At 60.7% G+C, this 16,351-nt stretch carries 17 protein-coding genes; 8 read left to right on the forward strand and 9 right to left on the reverse strand.

What is annotated here, in order from left to right; genetic code table 11:
- Positions 1-4 precede the first annotated feature (4 nt).
- Together kdgD and ABK249_RS15735 are read right to left on the reverse strand one after the other, a co-directional pair.
- Positions 5-910, reverse strand: a complete 906-nt coding sequence (gene kdgD, locus ABK249_RS15730; protein WP_348863269.1) for a 5-dehydro-4-deoxyglucarate dehydratase — start codon at positions 908-910, stop codon at positions 5-7.
- A gap of 74 nt (positions 911-984) precedes the next feature.
- The gene (locus tag ABK249_RS15735) at positions 985-1,737 is read right to left on the reverse strand and encodes a FadR/GntR family transcriptional regulator (protein ID WP_348863270.1); all 753 of its coding nucleotides are present in this window, start codon (positions 1,735-1,737) and stop codon (positions 985-987) included.
- Between the two features lie 185 nt (positions 1,738-1,922).
- Between ABK249_RS15735 and ABK249_RS15740 the strand changes: the two genes are divergently transcribed.
- Positions 1,923-2,720 carry an NAD-dependent epimerase/dehydratase family protein gene (locus ABK249_RS15740; RefSeq protein WP_348863271.1) on the forward strand — a complete coding sequence of 266 codons (798 nt, stop codon included), beginning with the start codon at positions 1,923-1,925 and terminating at the stop codon, positions 2,718-2,720.
- A 100-nt stretch (positions 2,721-2,820) separates the two neighbouring features.
- Positions 2,821-3,780, forward strand: coding sequence for a S1C family serine protease (locus tag ABK249_RS15745; RefSeq protein WP_227703142.1), 960 nt, complete (start codon positions 2,821-2,823; stop codon positions 3,778-3,780).
- Between the two features lie 10 nt (positions 3,781-3,790).
- Here ABK249_RS15745 and ABK249_RS15750 read toward each other — a convergent pair whose 3' ends face one another.
- From ABK249_RS15750 to ABK249_RS15775, 6 genes are all read right to left on the reverse strand, one after another.
- On the reverse strand, positions 3,791-4,531 hold the full coding sequence (locus ABK249_RS15750; RefSeq protein WP_348863272.1) for a tyrosine-protein phosphatase: 741 nt from the start codon (positions 4,529-4,531) through the stop codon (positions 3,791-3,793).
- 1 nt (position 4,532) lies between these two features.
- Positions 4,533-5,393 carry a carbohydrate ABC transporter permease gene (locus ABK249_RS15755; protein ID WP_348863273.1) on the reverse strand — a complete coding sequence of 287 codons (861 nt, stop codon included), beginning with the start codon at positions 5,391-5,393 and terminating at the stop codon, positions 4,533-4,535.
- On the reverse strand, positions 5,383-6,333 hold the full coding sequence (locus ABK249_RS15760) for a carbohydrate ABC transporter permease (protein WP_227703139.1): 951 nt from the start codon (positions 6,331-6,333) through the stop codon (positions 5,383-5,385). Before ABK249_RS15760 ends, ABK249_RS15755 begins: the two co-directional genes overlap by 11 nt.
- A 76-nt stretch (positions 6,334-6,409) precedes the next feature.
- Complete coding sequence (locus tag ABK249_RS15765; RefSeq protein ID WP_348863274.1) at positions 6,410-7,705, reverse strand: ABC transporter substrate-binding protein; 1,296 nt, start codon at positions 7,703-7,705, stop codon at positions 6,410-6,412.
- Positions 7,706-7,728: 23 nt separating this feature from the next.
- A complete protein-coding gene (locus ABK249_RS15770) occupies positions 7,729-8,571 on the reverse strand; it encodes a metallophosphoesterase family protein (protein ID WP_348863275.1) in 843 nt (280 codons plus the stop codon).
- Between the two features lie 162 nt (positions 8,572-8,733).
- Positions 8,734-9,375: a TetR family transcriptional regulator gene (locus tag ABK249_RS15775; RefSeq protein ID WP_348863276.1), complete on the reverse strand. Its 642-nt coding sequence runs from the start codon at positions 9,373-9,375 to the stop codon at positions 8,734-8,736.
- Positions 9,376-9,511: 136 nt separating this feature from the next.
- On the opposite strand from ABK249_RS15775, the gene ABK249_RS15780 reads away from it, so the two are divergent.
- Positions 9,512-10,120: a DUF922 domain-containing Zn-dependent protease gene (locus tag ABK249_RS15780; protein ID WP_348863277.1), complete on the forward strand. Its 609-nt coding sequence runs from the start codon at positions 9,512-9,514 to the stop codon at positions 10,118-10,120.
- A 54-nt stretch (positions 10,121-10,174) separates the two neighbouring features.
- On the opposite strand, the gene ABK249_RS15785 is transcribed toward ABK249_RS15780, so the two are convergent.
- The gene (locus tag ABK249_RS15785; protein WP_227703134.1) at positions 10,175-10,822 is read right to left on the reverse strand and encodes a TetR/AcrR family transcriptional regulator; all 648 of its coding nucleotides are present in this window, start codon (positions 10,820-10,822) and stop codon (positions 10,175-10,177) included.
- A 293-nt stretch (positions 10,823-11,115) separates the two neighbouring features.
- Here ABK249_RS15785 and ABK249_RS15790 point away from each other — a divergent pair, with 293 nt between their 5' ends.
- The 5 genes from ABK249_RS15790 to ABK249_RS15810 all read left to right on the forward strand — a co-directional run bounded on the left by ABK249_RS15790 (position 11,116) and on the right by ABK249_RS15810 (position 16,350).
- Positions 11,116-11,679: a TRAP transporter small permease gene (locus ABK249_RS15790; RefSeq protein WP_227703133.1), complete on the forward strand. Its 564-nt coding sequence runs from the start codon at positions 11,116-11,118 to the stop codon at positions 11,677-11,679.
- 11 nt (positions 11,680-11,690) lie between these two features.
- Positions 11,691-12,971 (forward strand): TRAP transporter large permease subunit, encoded by a 1,281-nt coding sequence (locus ABK249_RS15795; RefSeq protein ID WP_227703132.1) that lies wholly within the window; start codon positions 11,691-11,693, stop codon positions 12,969-12,971.
- Between the two features lie 70 nt (positions 12,972-13,041).
- Entirely contained in the window at positions 13,042-14,052 is a 1,011-nt protein-coding gene (locus tag ABK249_RS15800; RefSeq protein WP_227703131.1) for a TRAP transporter substrate-binding protein, read from the forward strand.
- 62 nt (positions 14,053-14,114) lie between these two features.
- Positions 14,115-14,975 carry a shikimate dehydrogenase gene (locus ABK249_RS15805; RefSeq protein ID WP_348863279.1) on the forward strand — a complete coding sequence of 287 codons (861 nt, stop codon included), beginning with the start codon at positions 14,115-14,117 and terminating at the stop codon, positions 14,973-14,975.
- 226 nt (positions 14,976-15,201) lie between these two features.
- On the forward strand, positions 15,202-16,350 hold the full coding sequence (locus ABK249_RS15810; protein ID WP_348863280.1) for a M20 family metallopeptidase: 1,149 nt from the start codon (positions 15,202-15,204) through the stop codon (positions 16,348-16,350).
- The last annotated feature ends 1 nt before the right edge of the window (position 16,351 follow it).

The raw sequence follows: 16,351 nt of genomic DNA on the forward strand, positions 1-16,351 counted from the left end.
GAGGTCACCGCTTGTGAGAGCCGATAAGCTTCAGGAGCATCTGCTCCTCTTCAGCCGTCAGGTCGTCGAGTGGTGGGCGGACCTTGCCGGCATCGAAGCCCTGCAGGCGCACACCGGCCTTGATGGCGGCGACAGCATAACCCTTGCGGCGGCTGCGGAGCGCCATGAAGGGATAGAAGAAGTCTATCAGAATTTCCTCGCAGCGTGTGCGGTTGCCGGCGCGCAAGGCCTTGTAGAACTCGACCGCAAGTCCTGGCACAAAGTTGAAGACGGCGGACGAATAGGTGGTGAAGCCGGCGCCGAGATAGGCTTCCGCGAAAAGTTCGGCGGTCGGCATGCCGCCGAGATACATCAGCCGGTCGCCCATGGTAGCGGTGATCTGCCGGACGAGCCCGATATCGCCGGTGCCGTCCTTGAAGCCGACGAGGTTCGGGCACTCGTCGCAGAGCCGCTTCAACGTGTCGACCTGAAGCACCGAATTGTCGCGGTTATAGACCATAACGCCGATGCCGACCGACTGGCAGATGCGCTTCACATGCTCGTAGAGACCTTCCTGCGGTGCGTCGATCAGGTAGTGCGGCAGGAGCAGAATGCCATCGGCGCCGGCCTTCTCGACGGCCTTGGCAAGCTCGACACCCACATGCGTGCCGAAACCGCAACCGGACACGATTGCCGTCTTGCCGGAAGCCTCCTTGGCCGCCTTGACGATTCCGGGAATTTCGCCGGGTGAGAGCGAGAAGAATTCGCCCGTGCCGCCCGCGGCAAACAGGACCGGCGCCTCGAAACCCGACAGCCATTCGATATGGCGTTGATAGCTTTCCGGCTGGAACTGGCCTTCCTTATCGAAATGGGTCACGGGAAAGGACAGAAGGCCGGTGCCGAGCACCGTCTTGATTTCTTCGGGCGTCATAGTGCGGATTTCCTCTGTAAGTGTCTCCTCCAGACGAAATTGTCGTACAGATTGTGCGGACTTGTGTCAACAAGTCATCTTACAGATCCCCTGAGCTCTCTGAGGAGTGCCCGATAGCGCAGTTGCGAGCCGCGCAGGTGCCGCCGCATGGCCTCGCGCGCGCCTTCCTCGTCGCCATTGGAAATCGCAGCAACGATGGCGTTGTGCTCGTCGTCGAGCAGCTTGATATAGGCGGCTTGATCGGTTTCCGAATCGTCGGGGCGAAGCGCTGCACGGGGAATGAGGTTGCGACCGATCATGGTCAGAAATTCGCGGAAGCGGGGGTTGTTGGTCGCTTCGGCAATGGCGAGATGCAGCGCAAAGTCGGCCTCGCTGGTCGGCTGCGAGGCTTCCAGACAGGCTCGGACGGCGTAGTGACGGTCGAGGATGACCTCTTCCTGGGCTGGAGAGCGGCGGAGGGCCGCAAGCCCGGCGGCCTCGACTTCCACGGCTGTCCTCAACTCCAGAAGCTCGATCATGGAGGAAACGCGCGCAAGGTCGATGTTCGACAAAGACAGCATGGGCGCCTTGGCAGAGGTGGGCGGTTCCAGCACGAAGACGCCTGCGCCCTGACGGGCTTCGACGAGACGGTCGGCGCGCAGCGCCGCGATCGCTTCGCGCACGACCGTGCGGCTGACGCCGTGGGCTTCTGTCAGCTGCGCTTCGCTTGGCAGGCGCGAGCCCGGTGGAAACTGGCCGGCGGTGATTGCCTGGCGCAACACATCCCCGAGCTTGGAGACCAGCGTCTTCGATCCCTTGCCGGTATCGGTTTTCGTTTCAACGCTCATCTGCCTTCTCCTTGCTCTGCGGCGCATGACACAATGGCACTGGCTCCTATGTCAAGTTGGGCATAGAGGGCGAACCGTGTCGGACTTGTTGACCGGTGTTCATCGACATGTATGATAAGCGATGCGACTTGTCACGAACAAGTTGAATCGCAGCGGTCGACCTGCCGCTTTCGGAGGATTGATTCTTGAAGAGACTTTTGATCACCGGTGCAGCCGGCGGACTCGGCCGCGCCATGCGCAGCCGTCTTGCCGGTTTCGCCGAGACGCTTCGCCTGTCGGATATCGCCGATCTCGGCACTGCGGCCTCGCATGAGGAGATCGTCACGTGCGATCTCGGCGATGCGGCTGCGGTCATGAAGCTGGTCGAGGGCTGTGACGGCATCCTTCATCTCGGTGGTATTTCCGTCGAAGACAAGTTCTCAAAAATCCTCAATGCCAATCTGCTCGGCCTTTACAACCTCTACGAGGCCGCACGCGCCCACGGCCATCCGCGCATTCTGTTTGCGAGTTCCAATCACGTGGTCGGCTTCTACCGGCAGGACGAACATATCGATGCCAAGGCTCCGATGAGGCCGGACGGTCTCTATGGCGTTTCGAAATGCTTCGGGGAGGCGCTGGCCCGCATGTATTTCGAAAAATTCGGCCAGGAAACGGCACTTGTCAGGATAGGCAGTTGCTTCGAAAAGCCGGTCAACCACCGCATGCTGTCCGGCTGGATGTCCTATGACGATTTTGTGTCGCTGATCGACTGCGTCTTCCGAGCCCCCATGCTCGGCTGCCCTGTCATCTGGGGCATTTCGAACAATGACAGCAAGTGGTGGGATAATTCCCATGCGGCTTATCTCGGCTGGAAGCCGAAGGACAATGCCGAGATTTATCGCGCCGAACTAGAAGCGACCATAGAGCGGCCGGCGCCGACTTCCGCCATGGCGGTCTACCAGGGTGGCAAGTTCGTCGAGGATCCGATTTTTGCCGAGGACTGAGCCGGTCTTGCCAGTTCTTGTTTCCGGCCTCTGAACCCACCACATCAGCTCCTTCTACGACCTTCTCCCTTCCGAGAGGGTGTTTTCCGGAGTTCTTGTCATGGGATTTATCGATATCAATCCTCCAGTCCCTGAGGATGGCGCCTTGCTCGACGCCTATTCGGAGACTGTCGCCGGTGCGGTCGATCGCGTCGGTCCCGCCGTCAGCCGCATCGAGCGGCTTGGCGATCAGGGACATGGATCGGGTTTCGCCATTTCGCCGGACGGCCTGATCATCACCAATCATCACGTCGTAGCCGATGCAAAGGCCGTGCGCATCCGCAGTGCGAATGGTGCAGTCGGGCAGGGCAGCGTACTCGGCCGCGACCCGGACACCGATATCGCGCTGGTGCGCGCCGACATGGACGTACAGGCCTGGGCACGGCTTGGCGATTCCCAGAAATTGCGGCGCGGCCATATCGCGATCGCAATCGGCAACCCGCTCGGCTTCGACTGGTCGGTTACCAGCGGCGTGGTTTCGGCTCTCGGCCGGTCGATGCGTGCCTCGACCGGCAGGCTGATCGAAGACGTGGTGCAGACCGATGCGGCGCTCAACCCCGGCAATTCCGGCGGGCCGCTGGTTTCGGCTTCGGGCGAGGTCGTGGGCGTCAATACGGCGGTGATTCGCGGCGCGCAGGGCATCGCTTTTGCCGTCGCGTCCAACACCGCCAACTTCGTGGTGTCCGAAATCCTGCGTTTCGGCCATGTGCGGCGCGCTTTCATCGGCATCGTCGTCGATACGATCATGCTGCCGCGTCGGATCGCATTGAAGGCGGGCATGACGCAGGAAACGACGGTGCGTATCCGTCGTATCGATCCCGGCAGTCCGGCCGATCGGGCGGGTCTGAAGGAGGGCGATTTCATCCTGGCGATCGACGGCCAACCCGTCGCGGGCGCAGACGACCTGATCCGTTTGCTCGACGGAACGCGGATTGGCCAGGAGATGCAGATCTCCGTCTACGATCTCGATTCGCAGATCGTCGGCCGGGTGCTCGTCCCCGCGGCGCGGCCCAAGAACTGATGCCTCCGGTTCAGGACAGGCGATTCCTGAGCCGCTCCGTCATGGTCGGATCGAAGCCAAGTGCGCTCATATAACCCTGGATGCCGCCATAGTTCGTGTGAATATGGTCGAGAGTCCGGCGCATGCTGCGCGGCTCCGAGGCCAGCACGATATCGAGCAGGGCAGGTGCCGCGCCGCGGCCGAGCGCGCGCTCCCGAAGCCGGCCGATGAGCGGGCCGGATATGGTCGCCGTCAATGCATAATCCTCGATGATGCTCGCCTCGTCGACACCGGCATTGGCGAGCAGCAGGGCGGAGATAACGCCGGTGCGGTCTTTGCCGGCGCTGCAATGGAAAAGCACGGTGCCTTCCGGCGCATTGGCGATCGTCCCGAGTACTTCGGCGATCGCCGGCCGGCATTCGTCGATCGCCTGGCAGTAACGGTCGCTCATGTCGAAGCCCGATGTGGTATCCGCCATCATTTCCACCGGCGCCAGCGCGGAAAACAGCGGCGTGTTGTGATAGCGCACTTGGGCATGTCGGGCGAAGGGATTGATCTCTGTTGCGAGTTCATGGGCGTTGCGCAGGTCGATGACCGTCGTCAGGCCGTGGTCCAGCAGAATTCCGATGTCCGCAGGGCCCAGGCGATGCAGCGCGTCGCCGCGCAGGATGGAGCGCCAGCGGGTCAGGCTGCCGGTCACCGTCGGATAGCCGCCGAGGTCGCGGACATTGTGGGCGCCTTCCAGCGCGATCAGGCGTTCGCAAGCAAGCATATCAGCGGATTCCGGATTTCATGAACGATTCGATGACGTGACGCTGCAGGATGAGGTAGATGACCAGGATCGGCAGGCTGGCGAGTGCTGCGGCCGCCATCAGTGGCCCCCAGAGATTGCCTTCCTGGGTCATGAACATCTGCAGGCCGATCTGGACGACCGAGTTTTCCGGTTTGCGCGAGAGAAGCAGCGGCCAGAAATATTCGTTCCAGGCGGAGATGAAGGCGATGATCGCAAGTGAGGCGATCGGCGCCCCCATGTTCGGCGTGACGATCTGCCAGAGGATGCGCCAGCTCTTCGCCCCATCGATCCGTGCCGCCTCCAGGATCTCGGTCGGGAAGGAGCGCATGGAATGATAGAGCAGAAGGATCGCGAAGGCCGCCACGGCATTGGGCACGACGAGGCCGGTCAGCGTGTCGAGCAGGCCAAGCCGTGAGGCAAGCACGTAGTTCGGGATCATCGTCACCTGAAAGGGCACAAGCCAGGAGAGCGCGATGAGGCCATGTACGAGACCGGCAAGCCGCATGCGCCAACGCACCAGCGCATAGGCCGTCAGCAGGCCGGTGAGCACCTGCAGCGCCGCCGTCGCCGCCGCGACGATCGTGGTGTTGGCGAGCATCTGGAGCATCGGAATGCGGGTCAGCACGAAGACGTAGTTTTCGAGAGACGGGTTCGACGGCCAGGGCAGGGTTGAGAAAATCTCGTTCTCAGGCCGGAGCGAAGTGACGATCATCCAGTAGATCGGGAAGATCGACAGGACCGACAGAAGGATCATGATGCCATGCACGGCAATCCTGCGAGCGGTCCCTTCATTCTGCGAAAGGGGCACAGGAGGCTGGTTGTCGGGGGCGTCAATTGTCATATACCGCAAACCTCTTCATGAGCCACAGGCAGCCCGCCGCGATGACTGCGAAACCGGCAAAGGCGATCATGCCGGCCGCCGAACTCCAGCCGGCCGACAGGGTCTGGAAGCCGTATTCCCAGAGCAGATAGAAGATGTTGGTGGTCGATTTGAGCGGGCCGCCATTGGTCAAGACGTTGATATAGGCGAAGCTCCATTGCGCGCCGAAGAGGATCGTCATCATCGAGAGGAGCAGGATGGTCGGCGACAGGAGCGGCAGGCGAATATCACGGATGACCCCCCAGCCGGTGGCGCCGTCGATGCGGGCCGCCTCGATATAGGAGGGGTTGATGCCGGCATTCGCGGCGGAAAAGAGCAGCGTCGAGAAACCGATCAGCTTCCAGCCGGTGATCCAGGTGAGGGTCGCCAGCGCGTATTTCGGATCGGTCAGGAAGCCGATGCGGCCGAAACCGAGCTGTTCGAGGCCAAGCGTGACGAGCCCCTGGTCCTCGTTGAGAAGCCAGCGCCAGAGCACGGCGGCGACCACCGGGGCTACGATCATCGGCACGAAGATCAATGCGCGGTAGACCGTCCGGGCGCGGCCGGTGAGATCCTGCGTCCAGATCGCCACAAAGAGCGGGATGACCACCGACATGGGGAAGAGGCCGAGGATATAGAAGAGCGTATTCCAGAGTGCCGCTCGCATTTCCGGAAGCGCCAGCAGGCGTTGATAGTTGGCGAGGCCGACATAGCGCTGCGGCGCGGTCGGCAGCATGTTCCACTGGTAGAAGGAAAGCTGGAAGGCCTCGACCAGCGGCACATAGGTCCACATCATCAGGAGGATCAGTGCCGGGGCCAGGTAAAGCCAGGGTAGAACGGTGAAGACGTTTTGCTCGCGCTTCGTCGGAGAACTCGGCGCAAGGGCGAGCGGCCTTGCGAGATCGGCCTGGATATCGGTCATGACACGTGTCCGTATGCAGTTTGTGGTGCCGGGCAGGCGTGAGAGCCGCCCGGCATCTCCTGGTATTCGCCTGCTGTCAGGGCATCAGGCTCTGGCCTTCGTCCTGGGCTGTCGTAAGAACGGCTGAAGGATCGCCGGTGCCGAACACGGCCTCGCGCACCGAGTCCATCATCATCTTCTCGACCTGCCGGTAATTCGGGCCGGGGAAGGCGATATTCGCCGTCAGGTGATCGAGCTGTTTCAGGTTGGCGCGGAACATCGGGTTTTCCTTGACCCAGGAGGCGAGATAGTTCGGGTCGTCGACGATATCGAGGCGTAGCGGCAGATAGCCGATCTTGCTGGTGATGACCGTATAGGCCTCCTTGCTCGTCAGGAATTTCAGGAGTTCATAGGCAGCACGCTGTTTCTCCGGATCCTTGCTGAAGACGTAGAGAGCGCTGCCGGAATTGGTGGGTGCGGTCGGCTTGTCGCCGAAGGAGGGCATCGGCGCCATGCGCAGGTCGAACTTGTCCTTGGCCGCCTTCTTGTAGCTGCCATAGACCGCGCTGGTATAAAGGAACATGCCGAGATTGCCGGCGGCGAAGGTGTCGGAGGGGCTTGCGACGTCGATCTTGGCGTGCGCACCGCTTTCGACCATGCCGCGCAGCATCTTCACGGCATTGGCGGCATTCGTATCCGCGAAGGTGAGCTTGTTGCCGTCGCGCACCTTGCCGCCGTTCGACATGACGATCGCCTGATAGACGAAAGTGCCGTCGACCGGGCCGTAGGCGCCCGGGAAGAAGCCGTTCTTGCCGGTCTTCTCCTTGATGGCACGCCCGGCCGCATCGACGTCAGTCCAGGTCTTCGGCGGATTGTCCGGATCGAGGCCTGCCTGTTTGAAGAGGTCGGCATTGTAATAAAGGATCGGCGTCGAGAACGTGTAGGCGAGACCATAGGTCTTGCCGTCGACCTTGCCGAGTTCCAGGCCTTTCGGGATCATGCCGGCGAGGTGGGCCTTCAGTTCTTCGGGGCTCACCATGTCTTCCAACGCATTGGCGCCGAGATCGCTGGCGATGTAGATCAGGTCGCGGAAAACGAGTTGGGCGACGTCCGGCTGGCGGCGGGCGACGATATCGGCCTGCACGCGGGACATGATCTCGTTCGAGGGAACGGCAATCGTCTCGACCTTGATGTTCGGGAACTTCTTCTCGAACGTGGCAAGGAGCTCCTTGGTGGCATCGGCACCGGCGCTCGCCGAAGCAAGGTTGTAGTTGTAGAAGCTGATCGTCACAGGCTTGTCGATCGCGGCCGGCATCTCGGCCAAGGCGCCGAGCGGCGTCATGGCAACGCTTGCGAGCGTCGCCATGAGCTTGAGTGTGGTTCTGCGCAGCATTTGGGTTTTCTCCCGGGTGAGGGTTATTCCGCGGCGACGGGTGTTGCCCGCGCCATCAGCATTTCGAGCGGATAGGTGTTGAGTTCGGCGCGGTCCGACGGCAGCGGCACGAAGGCCATGGTGAGGCCGGACGACCGGATCGTGCCGATGCCGAAAGAGGCGCCGCGCACCATGCGCAGGATGTCCGTGCGCAGGATATCGGTTGCGGCATGCTGGCCGGTTCCCACCACGACCGGTATGCCATGCCAGAAGGAAACGCGGTCGTGATGGATATGGCCGCTCAGGATGCCGATGATATTGCGGCCTTGCAGCAGTTTCCGGAAGCGCTCCGATTGCGGGAAGTGGATTGTGCGCCAATGTGTTGCATCTGGTTCCTCACCCAGTGCAGGAGGATGGTGGACGACGATCAGCTTCGGCAGGTCAGGATGGCTGTCGAGCGTCGAGGCGAGCCAGTCGAACTGTTCCGGATCGATCGTGCCGCCGATGAGGCCGGGCGTGGACGAGTCGATCGCAATGATATGGATGCCATCGACGACGGCATCGTGATCGTAAGGTGCATCCGGATCGTCGGTCTCGATGCCCATGCCTTCGTAGAAACCCGGTCGGGTATCGTGATTGCCGAGTGCATAGATGACCGGCATGTCGAGTTTCGCGTCGATGATCTCCTTCATCCGGCGGTAGCTTTCCGCATCGCCGCGATTGGTGAGGTCGCCGCTGGCGATCACGAATTGCGGTTTCGGTGTCACGGTCACGACGAGGTCGAGGACCTGGTTGAGCGTTTCCAGCGTGTCGCTGTGCAGGTGGTCGTCGTCGGCGGTGCCGATATGCAGGTCGGTCAGGTGAATGAATGTGGTTTCGCGGCGCATCGGATGCCTCCATGGATGACGTCTCGGCAGCGGACGAGGGAATGCCTGATCGTTTCCGCCTGTGGGAGGACCGATAGAAGGACTTTGTTTCGCAGGAGTGACGGAATTCGAATGCCGTTCGAAACGGGGACAGGAGGCGCGGCGGGCGGTAGGCTCGAAACTTCAGGCTAACCGGCGGAACATCGGGGCGATCACCTCGACCATGCGGGTGATGACGATTTCGGGATCGTCGAGGTTCATCCGGTAGTTGGTCAGCACTTCGGTGCGCGAGCGGCTGCGGGTGACCTGCGAGCGAATTCCAAGGGCGCAATTGAGCCGCCAGCCGATATCCACTTCGTCAAGCCAGGGCGCGATCCGCTTCAGGTGCGGAATGAAAGCCCGATGATGCTCCACATTGTCGATGATCCGGCGATAATGCGGTGCCTGTTCCCGGTGCGTCTTCGCCATGGAGGTGAAATGAGACAGGACCGGATAGCTGGAGGTCGGGTCGAGGCTCCACCGGATAGAAGGGCCGACAAGCGCCGCGATGACTTCTTCGAGATTGGGCGGATCGGGCGCCCTGCGGTCGATCGCCTTCTGAAGCAGTCTGAGCCGCTCGGCATTCAGCCGGCGATAGACCCGTTCCGCGACGGCGGCGACCAGCTCCTCCTGCGAGCCGAAATGATAGGCAATGGCAGAGGGCGTTGCGTTCGCCTCGATGGCAATGCGCCGCGCAGTCAGATCCTCCAGGGCTTCGGCTTCGCAAAGCAGATGCTCGCAGGCATCCATCAGCCTCATGGCGGTAAGATTGGCGCGGCCGTGCATGAACGATCACCCTCGACTGCGCCAGCTTAGGCATGGTTTGTGTAGGGTCGATGACAGCGAAGCGTCATGCTGGTATCTGAAGTGGAACTTTAGCTCTCGGCGGCTATTCATTCTGACAAGAGCTTTCGAGGATCTTGTGAAATCAAGCATTCGACTTCATTGGCTGGTCGGTTATCTGGTGTTGGCGCCGCTATCCGCTTTGGCGCAAACCACCTGGCAGCCGATCGAACAGATCCAGACCTATCCGATCACCGGCGATTCCGGAATCGACCTTTATGCTTCGATCGGACAGCGTGGCCCCAAAGTGGGCAGAGAGGTTCGTGCCATCGCGCATACCAATTTCAAACTCACCTGGACGCGAAAATACGAACCGCAACCTGGCGGCGCCTGCACCCTGGTTTCAGCAAAGCCGAAGCTGATCATTACTTATGTATTGCCCAAGCCTGCTTCGCCGCTTTCTTCGGATCTCAAGCGGAAATGGGATATCTTCATCACCGGCGTCCGCAAACACGAACAGGTGCACGGTGTCACCATCGTCGACATGGTGAGGGAGATCGAGCGGGTTAGCGTCGGCCTGAGCGCCGCCAATGATCCAAAATGTTCCAAGGTGAGGGCTGATCTGCAGGCGAAACTCGGCGAGATTTCCAAGGCGCAACGAAAGCGCAGCAGCGATTTCGACCGGATGGAGATGAGCGAGGGCGGCAATGTCCACCAGCTCATCCTCAATCTGGTGAACGGGCGCTGAGGCGGTCGCGGCGGGCTCCTTCCGCATCGGGTTGACGGCCTCTACGCAAAGAGGTCAGGCGACTTTGTTCTGCAGGTAATTGATGACCGCGTCGGCGATCAGCGTCTTATGGCGTTCCATGGTCGCACGTTCCGAAAGGTCGCGGCGGAAGATCGTGCCGAACGTGTAGCGGTTTGAAACCCGAAAAAAACAGAAGGCGCTGATCAGCATGTGAATGTCGATCGGATCAGCCTTGCGGGTGAATACGCCTTCGGCAATGCCGCGCTCCAGGATTGCGGCGATGGTCTCGATAACCGAGACGTTCAGGTCGCGGATCGCTTCCGAACGCAGCATATGGGCGGCGTGGTGAATATTCTCGATGCTGACGAGGCGCACGAAATCCGGATTGGCCTCGTCATGATCGAATGTCGTCGAGATCAGCACCCGCAGAGCCTGTTCCGGCGGCAGGTTGGCAAGTTCGAGATCGGCCTCCAGCGTGCGGATCTTGCGATAGGCCCGTTCCAGCACCGCGAGATAGAGACCTTCCTTGCTGCCGAAATAGTAGTAGATCATCCGCTTCGAGGTGCGCATCTTTTCCGCGATCGCATCGACACGTCCGCCAGCGAGGCCGTGGGTTGAAAATTCCTCCGTCGCGACCTCCAGGATATCTTCCTGAGTTCGTTGCGGATCGTTCTTCCTACGGTTTTCGTGTTTCGGCGCCATCCCAAAAAGTCGCTTTCATTACCCTTCTGTTCCGCCTCTCCATGCGAAGCGCGTTCCAAGGGTCTAGGTTGTCCACACCGGATTTCCGTATTTTTCCAAAGTCATAGCGAGCTTGTTCGCCACTTTCAATAGATCGAGCTTGACATACTCACTAGTTCGTACATTTTAGCGATCGTGTCAGTGACCCCTGAGGAGGCGGTTCTGGCGAAGGCTCTTGCCAAGCCCAAGGATCGGGTAACTGCTATGTCGGTTTCCCCGATGTCCGTCGCGACAAGGCCTTGGGAGGATTGGAAATGACACGGATCATCGATTTCTACTTTTTTGCGCTGAAGGTCGTCATCGCTCTGCTTCTGGCGGGCATGGTCATACTGGTCTTCGGCAATGTTGTCCTGCGCTACGCCTTCAACCAAGGCATTACCGTCTCTGAGGAGCTGTCGCGTGTCTTCTTTCTCTGGCTGACGTTCCTGGGGGGCGTCGTTGCCATGCGCGAGCACGGCCATCTCGGCGTCGATTCGCTCCTGAAGCGCCTGCCGCCGGCGTCTGCGAGAATTGCAGTGCTTCTGGGGCAGGGACTGATGCTCGTGGCGACCTGGCTGATGATCAGCGGAAGCTGGACGCAGACGCTGATCAACCTGCCCACGACCATGCCCGCAACCGGCATATCCATGGGCTGGTTCTACGGCGCAGGCATCGCCTTCGGTGTCCCGACCTTCCTCCTCATCCTCTGGGATGCGTTTCAGGTGGCGACCGGCCGCATCGATATCGCGACTGCGCAGCTGGTGCGCGACAGCGAGGACGAGATCGCTCTCGATAGTCATCCGGAAACTGCCGTTGCCGGTAGCGGGACCAAGGCCTGAGGAGAGGATCGATGACGCTCACAATTTTCCTCGGCGCGCTTCTCGGCCCCATGGCGCTCGGCGTACCGATTGCCTTCGCTCTCATCCTCAGTGGCGTGGCGCTGATGATGTATATGGACATTTTCGACGCTCAGATCGTCGCACAGAACGTGCTGAACGGTGCCGATAGCTTCCCATTGATGGCAGTCCCGTTCTTTCTGCTGGCTGGCGAGGTCATGAACACCGGCGGTCTCTCGAAGCGCATCGTCAATCTCGCCATGGCAATGGTCGGCCATGTGCGCGGCGGTCTTGGCTTCGTGGCGATCTTTGCGGCTTGCATACTCGCAAGCCTTTCCGGTTCCGCGGTGGCGGATGCCGCAGCGCTCGGCGCGTTGCTTTTCCCCATGATGCTGAAGTCCGGTCATGATCCTGCCCGCGCTGGGGGGCTTCTGGCATCGGCTTCGATCATCGGCCCGATCATTCCGCCATCGATCGGCTTCATCCTCTTCGGCGTCATCGGCGGCGTGTCGATCACGAAGCTCTTTCTTGCCGGCATCGTGCCGGGTCTTCTGATCGGGCTTTCGCTTTGTGTCACGTGGCTGGTCGTCGCCCGCAAGGAGCAGTTCGAACTGCCGCCCAGGCAGAGCCGCGACGTGCGGATCAAAGCCTTCGTCGACAGCATCTGGGCGCTGCTGCTGCCCGTTTTCATCATCGTCGGCCTGAAGTTCGGCGTCTTTACGCCGACCGAAGCAGGAGTGATTGCGGCCGTCTATTCGCTGTTCGTTTCGATGGTCGTCTATCGCGAGCTCAAGCCGTCGCAGCTTTTCCATGTGTTTGTCTCGGCGTCCAAGATCACCGCCGTGGTGATGTTCCTGGTCGCCTGCGCGGCGGTTTCCGCCTGGCTCATCACCGTCGCTGACGTGCCGGGTGATCTCGTCAGGCTGCTCGACCCGTTGATGGACAACCAGACACTGCTCTTGATCGCCATCATGGTGATGGTCGTCCTCGTCGGCACGGCTATGGACATGACGCCGACCATTCTCGTCATGACGCCTGTTCTGATGCCGATCATCAAGCAGGCGGGCATCGACCCGGTTTATTTCGGCGTATTGTTCATCATCAACAATTCGATCGGTCTTATTACGCCGCCGGTCGGCACGGTGCTCAACGTCATCTGCGGCGTGTCGAAACTTTCCATGGAAAAGCTCGTGAAAGGCGTCATGCCCTTCATGATCGCGGAACTCATCGTGCTTTTTCTGCTCGTCCTGTTTCCGGAACTGGTGACCGTGCCCGTCACCTGGTTCGGGCATTGAGGCGAGCGATTTTTTCAAAGTGCATGTCAACCGGCCGTGGGGAGGTCCCGGCCAATAGTGGGAGGAAAGCATGTTCAACAAGATGATGAAACTGGCGCTCGGAATCACCATTCCGGTGCTTCTGTTCACCGGCACGGCTTCTGCCGAAATCCGCTCGCATACGCTGAAATTCGCCGCGGCCAACAGCAAGGGCCATCCACAGGTCACCGGCATGGAGAAGTTCGCCGAGATCGTCAAGGAGAAGAGTGGCGGAAAGATCGAGGTCAAACTGTTTCCCGGCGGCGTGCTCGGCGGCGATGTACAGACCGTGTCAGCGCTGCAGGGCGGCGTGGTTGAGATGCTGGTGCTGAATGCCGGCATTCTGGCAAGCAATGTGAAGGACTTCGGCGCAGTCGACCTGCCGTTCCTGTTCAACAGTGGCGAAGAGGCTGACAAAGTCATGGATGGCCCTTTCGGCAAGAGCCTGATCGACAAGCTGCCACCGGCCGGCCTTGTCGGGCTTGCCTACTGGGAGCTTGGTTTCCGCAACCTCACCAACAACCGCCATGCGGTTGCCAAGCTTGAGGATATCAAAGGGCTGAAGATCCGCACGCTACAGTCGCCGATCCCGATCGAACTGTTCAACAGCCTCGACGCGAACGCCGTGCCGCTGCCTTACACCGAACTTTATACGGCACTCGAAACCGGTACCGTGGACGGGCAGGAAAATCCGTTCGCGAACATTCTCAATGCCAAATTCTATGAGGTGCAGAAGTACCTGACCGTCACCCGCCATCAGTACAATCCGCAGATCGTGCTGGTCAGCAAGAAGTTCTGGGATGGCCTCAATGACGAAGAGAAAGCGGTCCTCCAGTCCGCCGCTGTGGAGGCGCGCGATTTCCAACGCAAGGTTTCCCGTGAGGCCGATGCCAAGGCACTCGATGAAATCAAGGCGACGGGCATGCAGGTCACTGAGCTCAGCCCCGAAGAGACGCAGAAGCTGCGTGATGCGGTGAAACCGCTGATCGACAAGTTCAGCGCCGATATCGGAGCGGATAGCGTTTCCCTGCTCTTCAAGGAACTTGAAGCCGCCCGCAAGTAACGCGATCCGCCGGCTCGTTTCGCGGCGAGCCGGCTCATTCATTCACATGAGGCTTGAGTGCTATGGCTGAGACACTGCTGAAATCTTTGAAGGCCGGGCTGATCGGTTCCGGCATCCAGGCCTCATTGACGCCGGCGATGCATGTCAAGGAGGGGGCGGCTCAGGGCCTTCGATACGAGTACGAGTTGATCGATCTTGCCCAGCTCGGTCTGACGCCGGCTGCCTTGCCGCAACTGCTGAACGATGCCGAGGCGAGGGGACTCTGCGGCCTCAATATCACCCATCCCTGTAAACAGGTGATCATTCCTTATCTCGATGAGCTTTCCGACGAGGCGCGCGCGCTCGGTGCTGTGAACACGGTGGTGCTGAGGAACGGCAAACGCTTCGGTCACAACACGGACTGGTGGGGTTTTGCCGAGAGTTTTCGTCGCGGCCTGCCGGGAGCCGATCTCGACGCCGCGCTCCAGATCGGCGCGGGTGGCGCCGGTGTCGCGACAGCTTTTGCCATTCTTTCACTCGGCCTTAAGACGCTAACGGTGTTCGATCGTGAACCGGAACGCGCCCTGCAACTGGCTCAGAACATGTCGTTGCTTTTCCCGGAGGCGACAATCCGGGCTTCGGATGATATCAGCGACGCCATGCGAAACTCAGCGGGTCTGATTCACGCTACACCGACCGGCATGGCAAAATATCCCGGTATTCCGCTGTCGCCGGACCTGCTTCAGCCCCGTCATTGGATCGCCGAGATCGTTTATTTTCCGCTTGAAACGGAGCTTCTGCGGGAGGCGAAAAAGCGCGGATGCCGCATACTGGACGGCGGCGGCATGGCTGTGTTCCAAGCCGTCGGGGCGTTTCGCCTGTTCACCGGTATCGAGCCGGATGCGGCCCGCATGCTCGAACATTTTCGCAGCATGACGATTTGACGGCGATATGCTTCAAGCCTTGCCGGTCACGTAATTGCGCATGACATCGCCGAGCTTGGCGAGGTTGGCTTCCCCCGGCACGGAGAGATGCCCGCGCAAGGGCAGGAGACTTTTGGCGATTGTTTGGGCATAGGTCTAGCGATCCTTGTCCGGCTCACTATAGTGGCCGGGCCGCGCTTCAGCGGCATCATCCTCCGCTCGCCAGAAACGCCCAAGGTAATTTCCCATGACGCTTGCCATTTCCGCCCAGGACATAGACGACGAGGCCCTGATCGAGGAGCTGAAACGCTGGGTCGAGATCGAGACCCCGACCTCCAATGCTGAGGCTGTCAATCGGCTTGTCGATCGCGTCGAGATCCTGGGAAGGGAAGCCGGTCTTGATACGGAACGGCTGCCGGGCACGCTCGGCTTCGGCGACATCCTCGCGGTGCGCTCGCCGCGTCCGGCCGGCAGCAACGAAAAGACGGTGCTCATTCTCGCGCATCTCGATACGGTTCATGCCGTCGGCGTCATCAACAATCAGCTTCCGCTGCGGCAGGAGGGCGACAAGCTCTATGGCCCCGGCATCTATGACATGAAGTCGGGGGCGCTGATGGCGCTCGAAGCCATGAAACTTGCGGTCAGGAAGGGAAGCAAAATGCCGATCGACCTGATCTTCGTGCCGGACGAGGAAATGGGAAGCCTGTCTTCTCGTACCTTCATGGAAACCGCGGCGAAGAATGCAGGCTATACTCTGGTGGTCGAGCCTGCGCGCGATGGCGGCAAGGTCGTGGTCGCCCGAAAGGGGGTCGCCATGTACGATATCACCGTGCAGGGACGTGCGGCGCATGCGGGCGCGAGGCCACAGGATGGACGCAGCGCGATCCGCGCCGCTGCACGGCTGGTGCTGGAACTCGAGGCGCTCAACGACACAGACCGTGGCGTCACGGTCACGGTCGGCACGATCCAGGGCGGCACCGGCCGCAATACGGTGCCGGCCGAATGCCGGCTACAGGTCGACGTCCGTGTGCCGAACGATCAGGTCGCCGAGGAGATCACCGGCAAGATCGATGCCATGAAACCCGTCGATCCGGATATCACCTTCGAGATTGCCGGCAAGATGAACAGGCCGCCCTTTGCCCAATCGGAAGAGGGGAAGCGTTTGTTCGAAGCGGCGGCCAAGATTGCAAGCGACCTCGGCATTGCTCTGGAAGGCATGGCGACGGGTGGTGGGTCTGACGGCAATTTCACGGCGGCACTCGGCGTGCCGACCCTCGACGGCTTGGGGGCGGACGGTGCCGGACCGCATACGTTCAACGAGCATATTTTCCTGAGCAGCGTTGCGCCGCGCACGGCGCTGCTTGCCAATCTGATGATCTCACTCGAAGCGAAGTAGA

This window comes from Neorhizobium phenanthreniclasticum, from assembly GCF_040066075.1.
Lineage (GTDB): Bacteria > Pseudomonadota > Alphaproteobacteria > Rhizobiales > Rhizobiaceae > Neorhizobium > Neorhizobium petrolearium.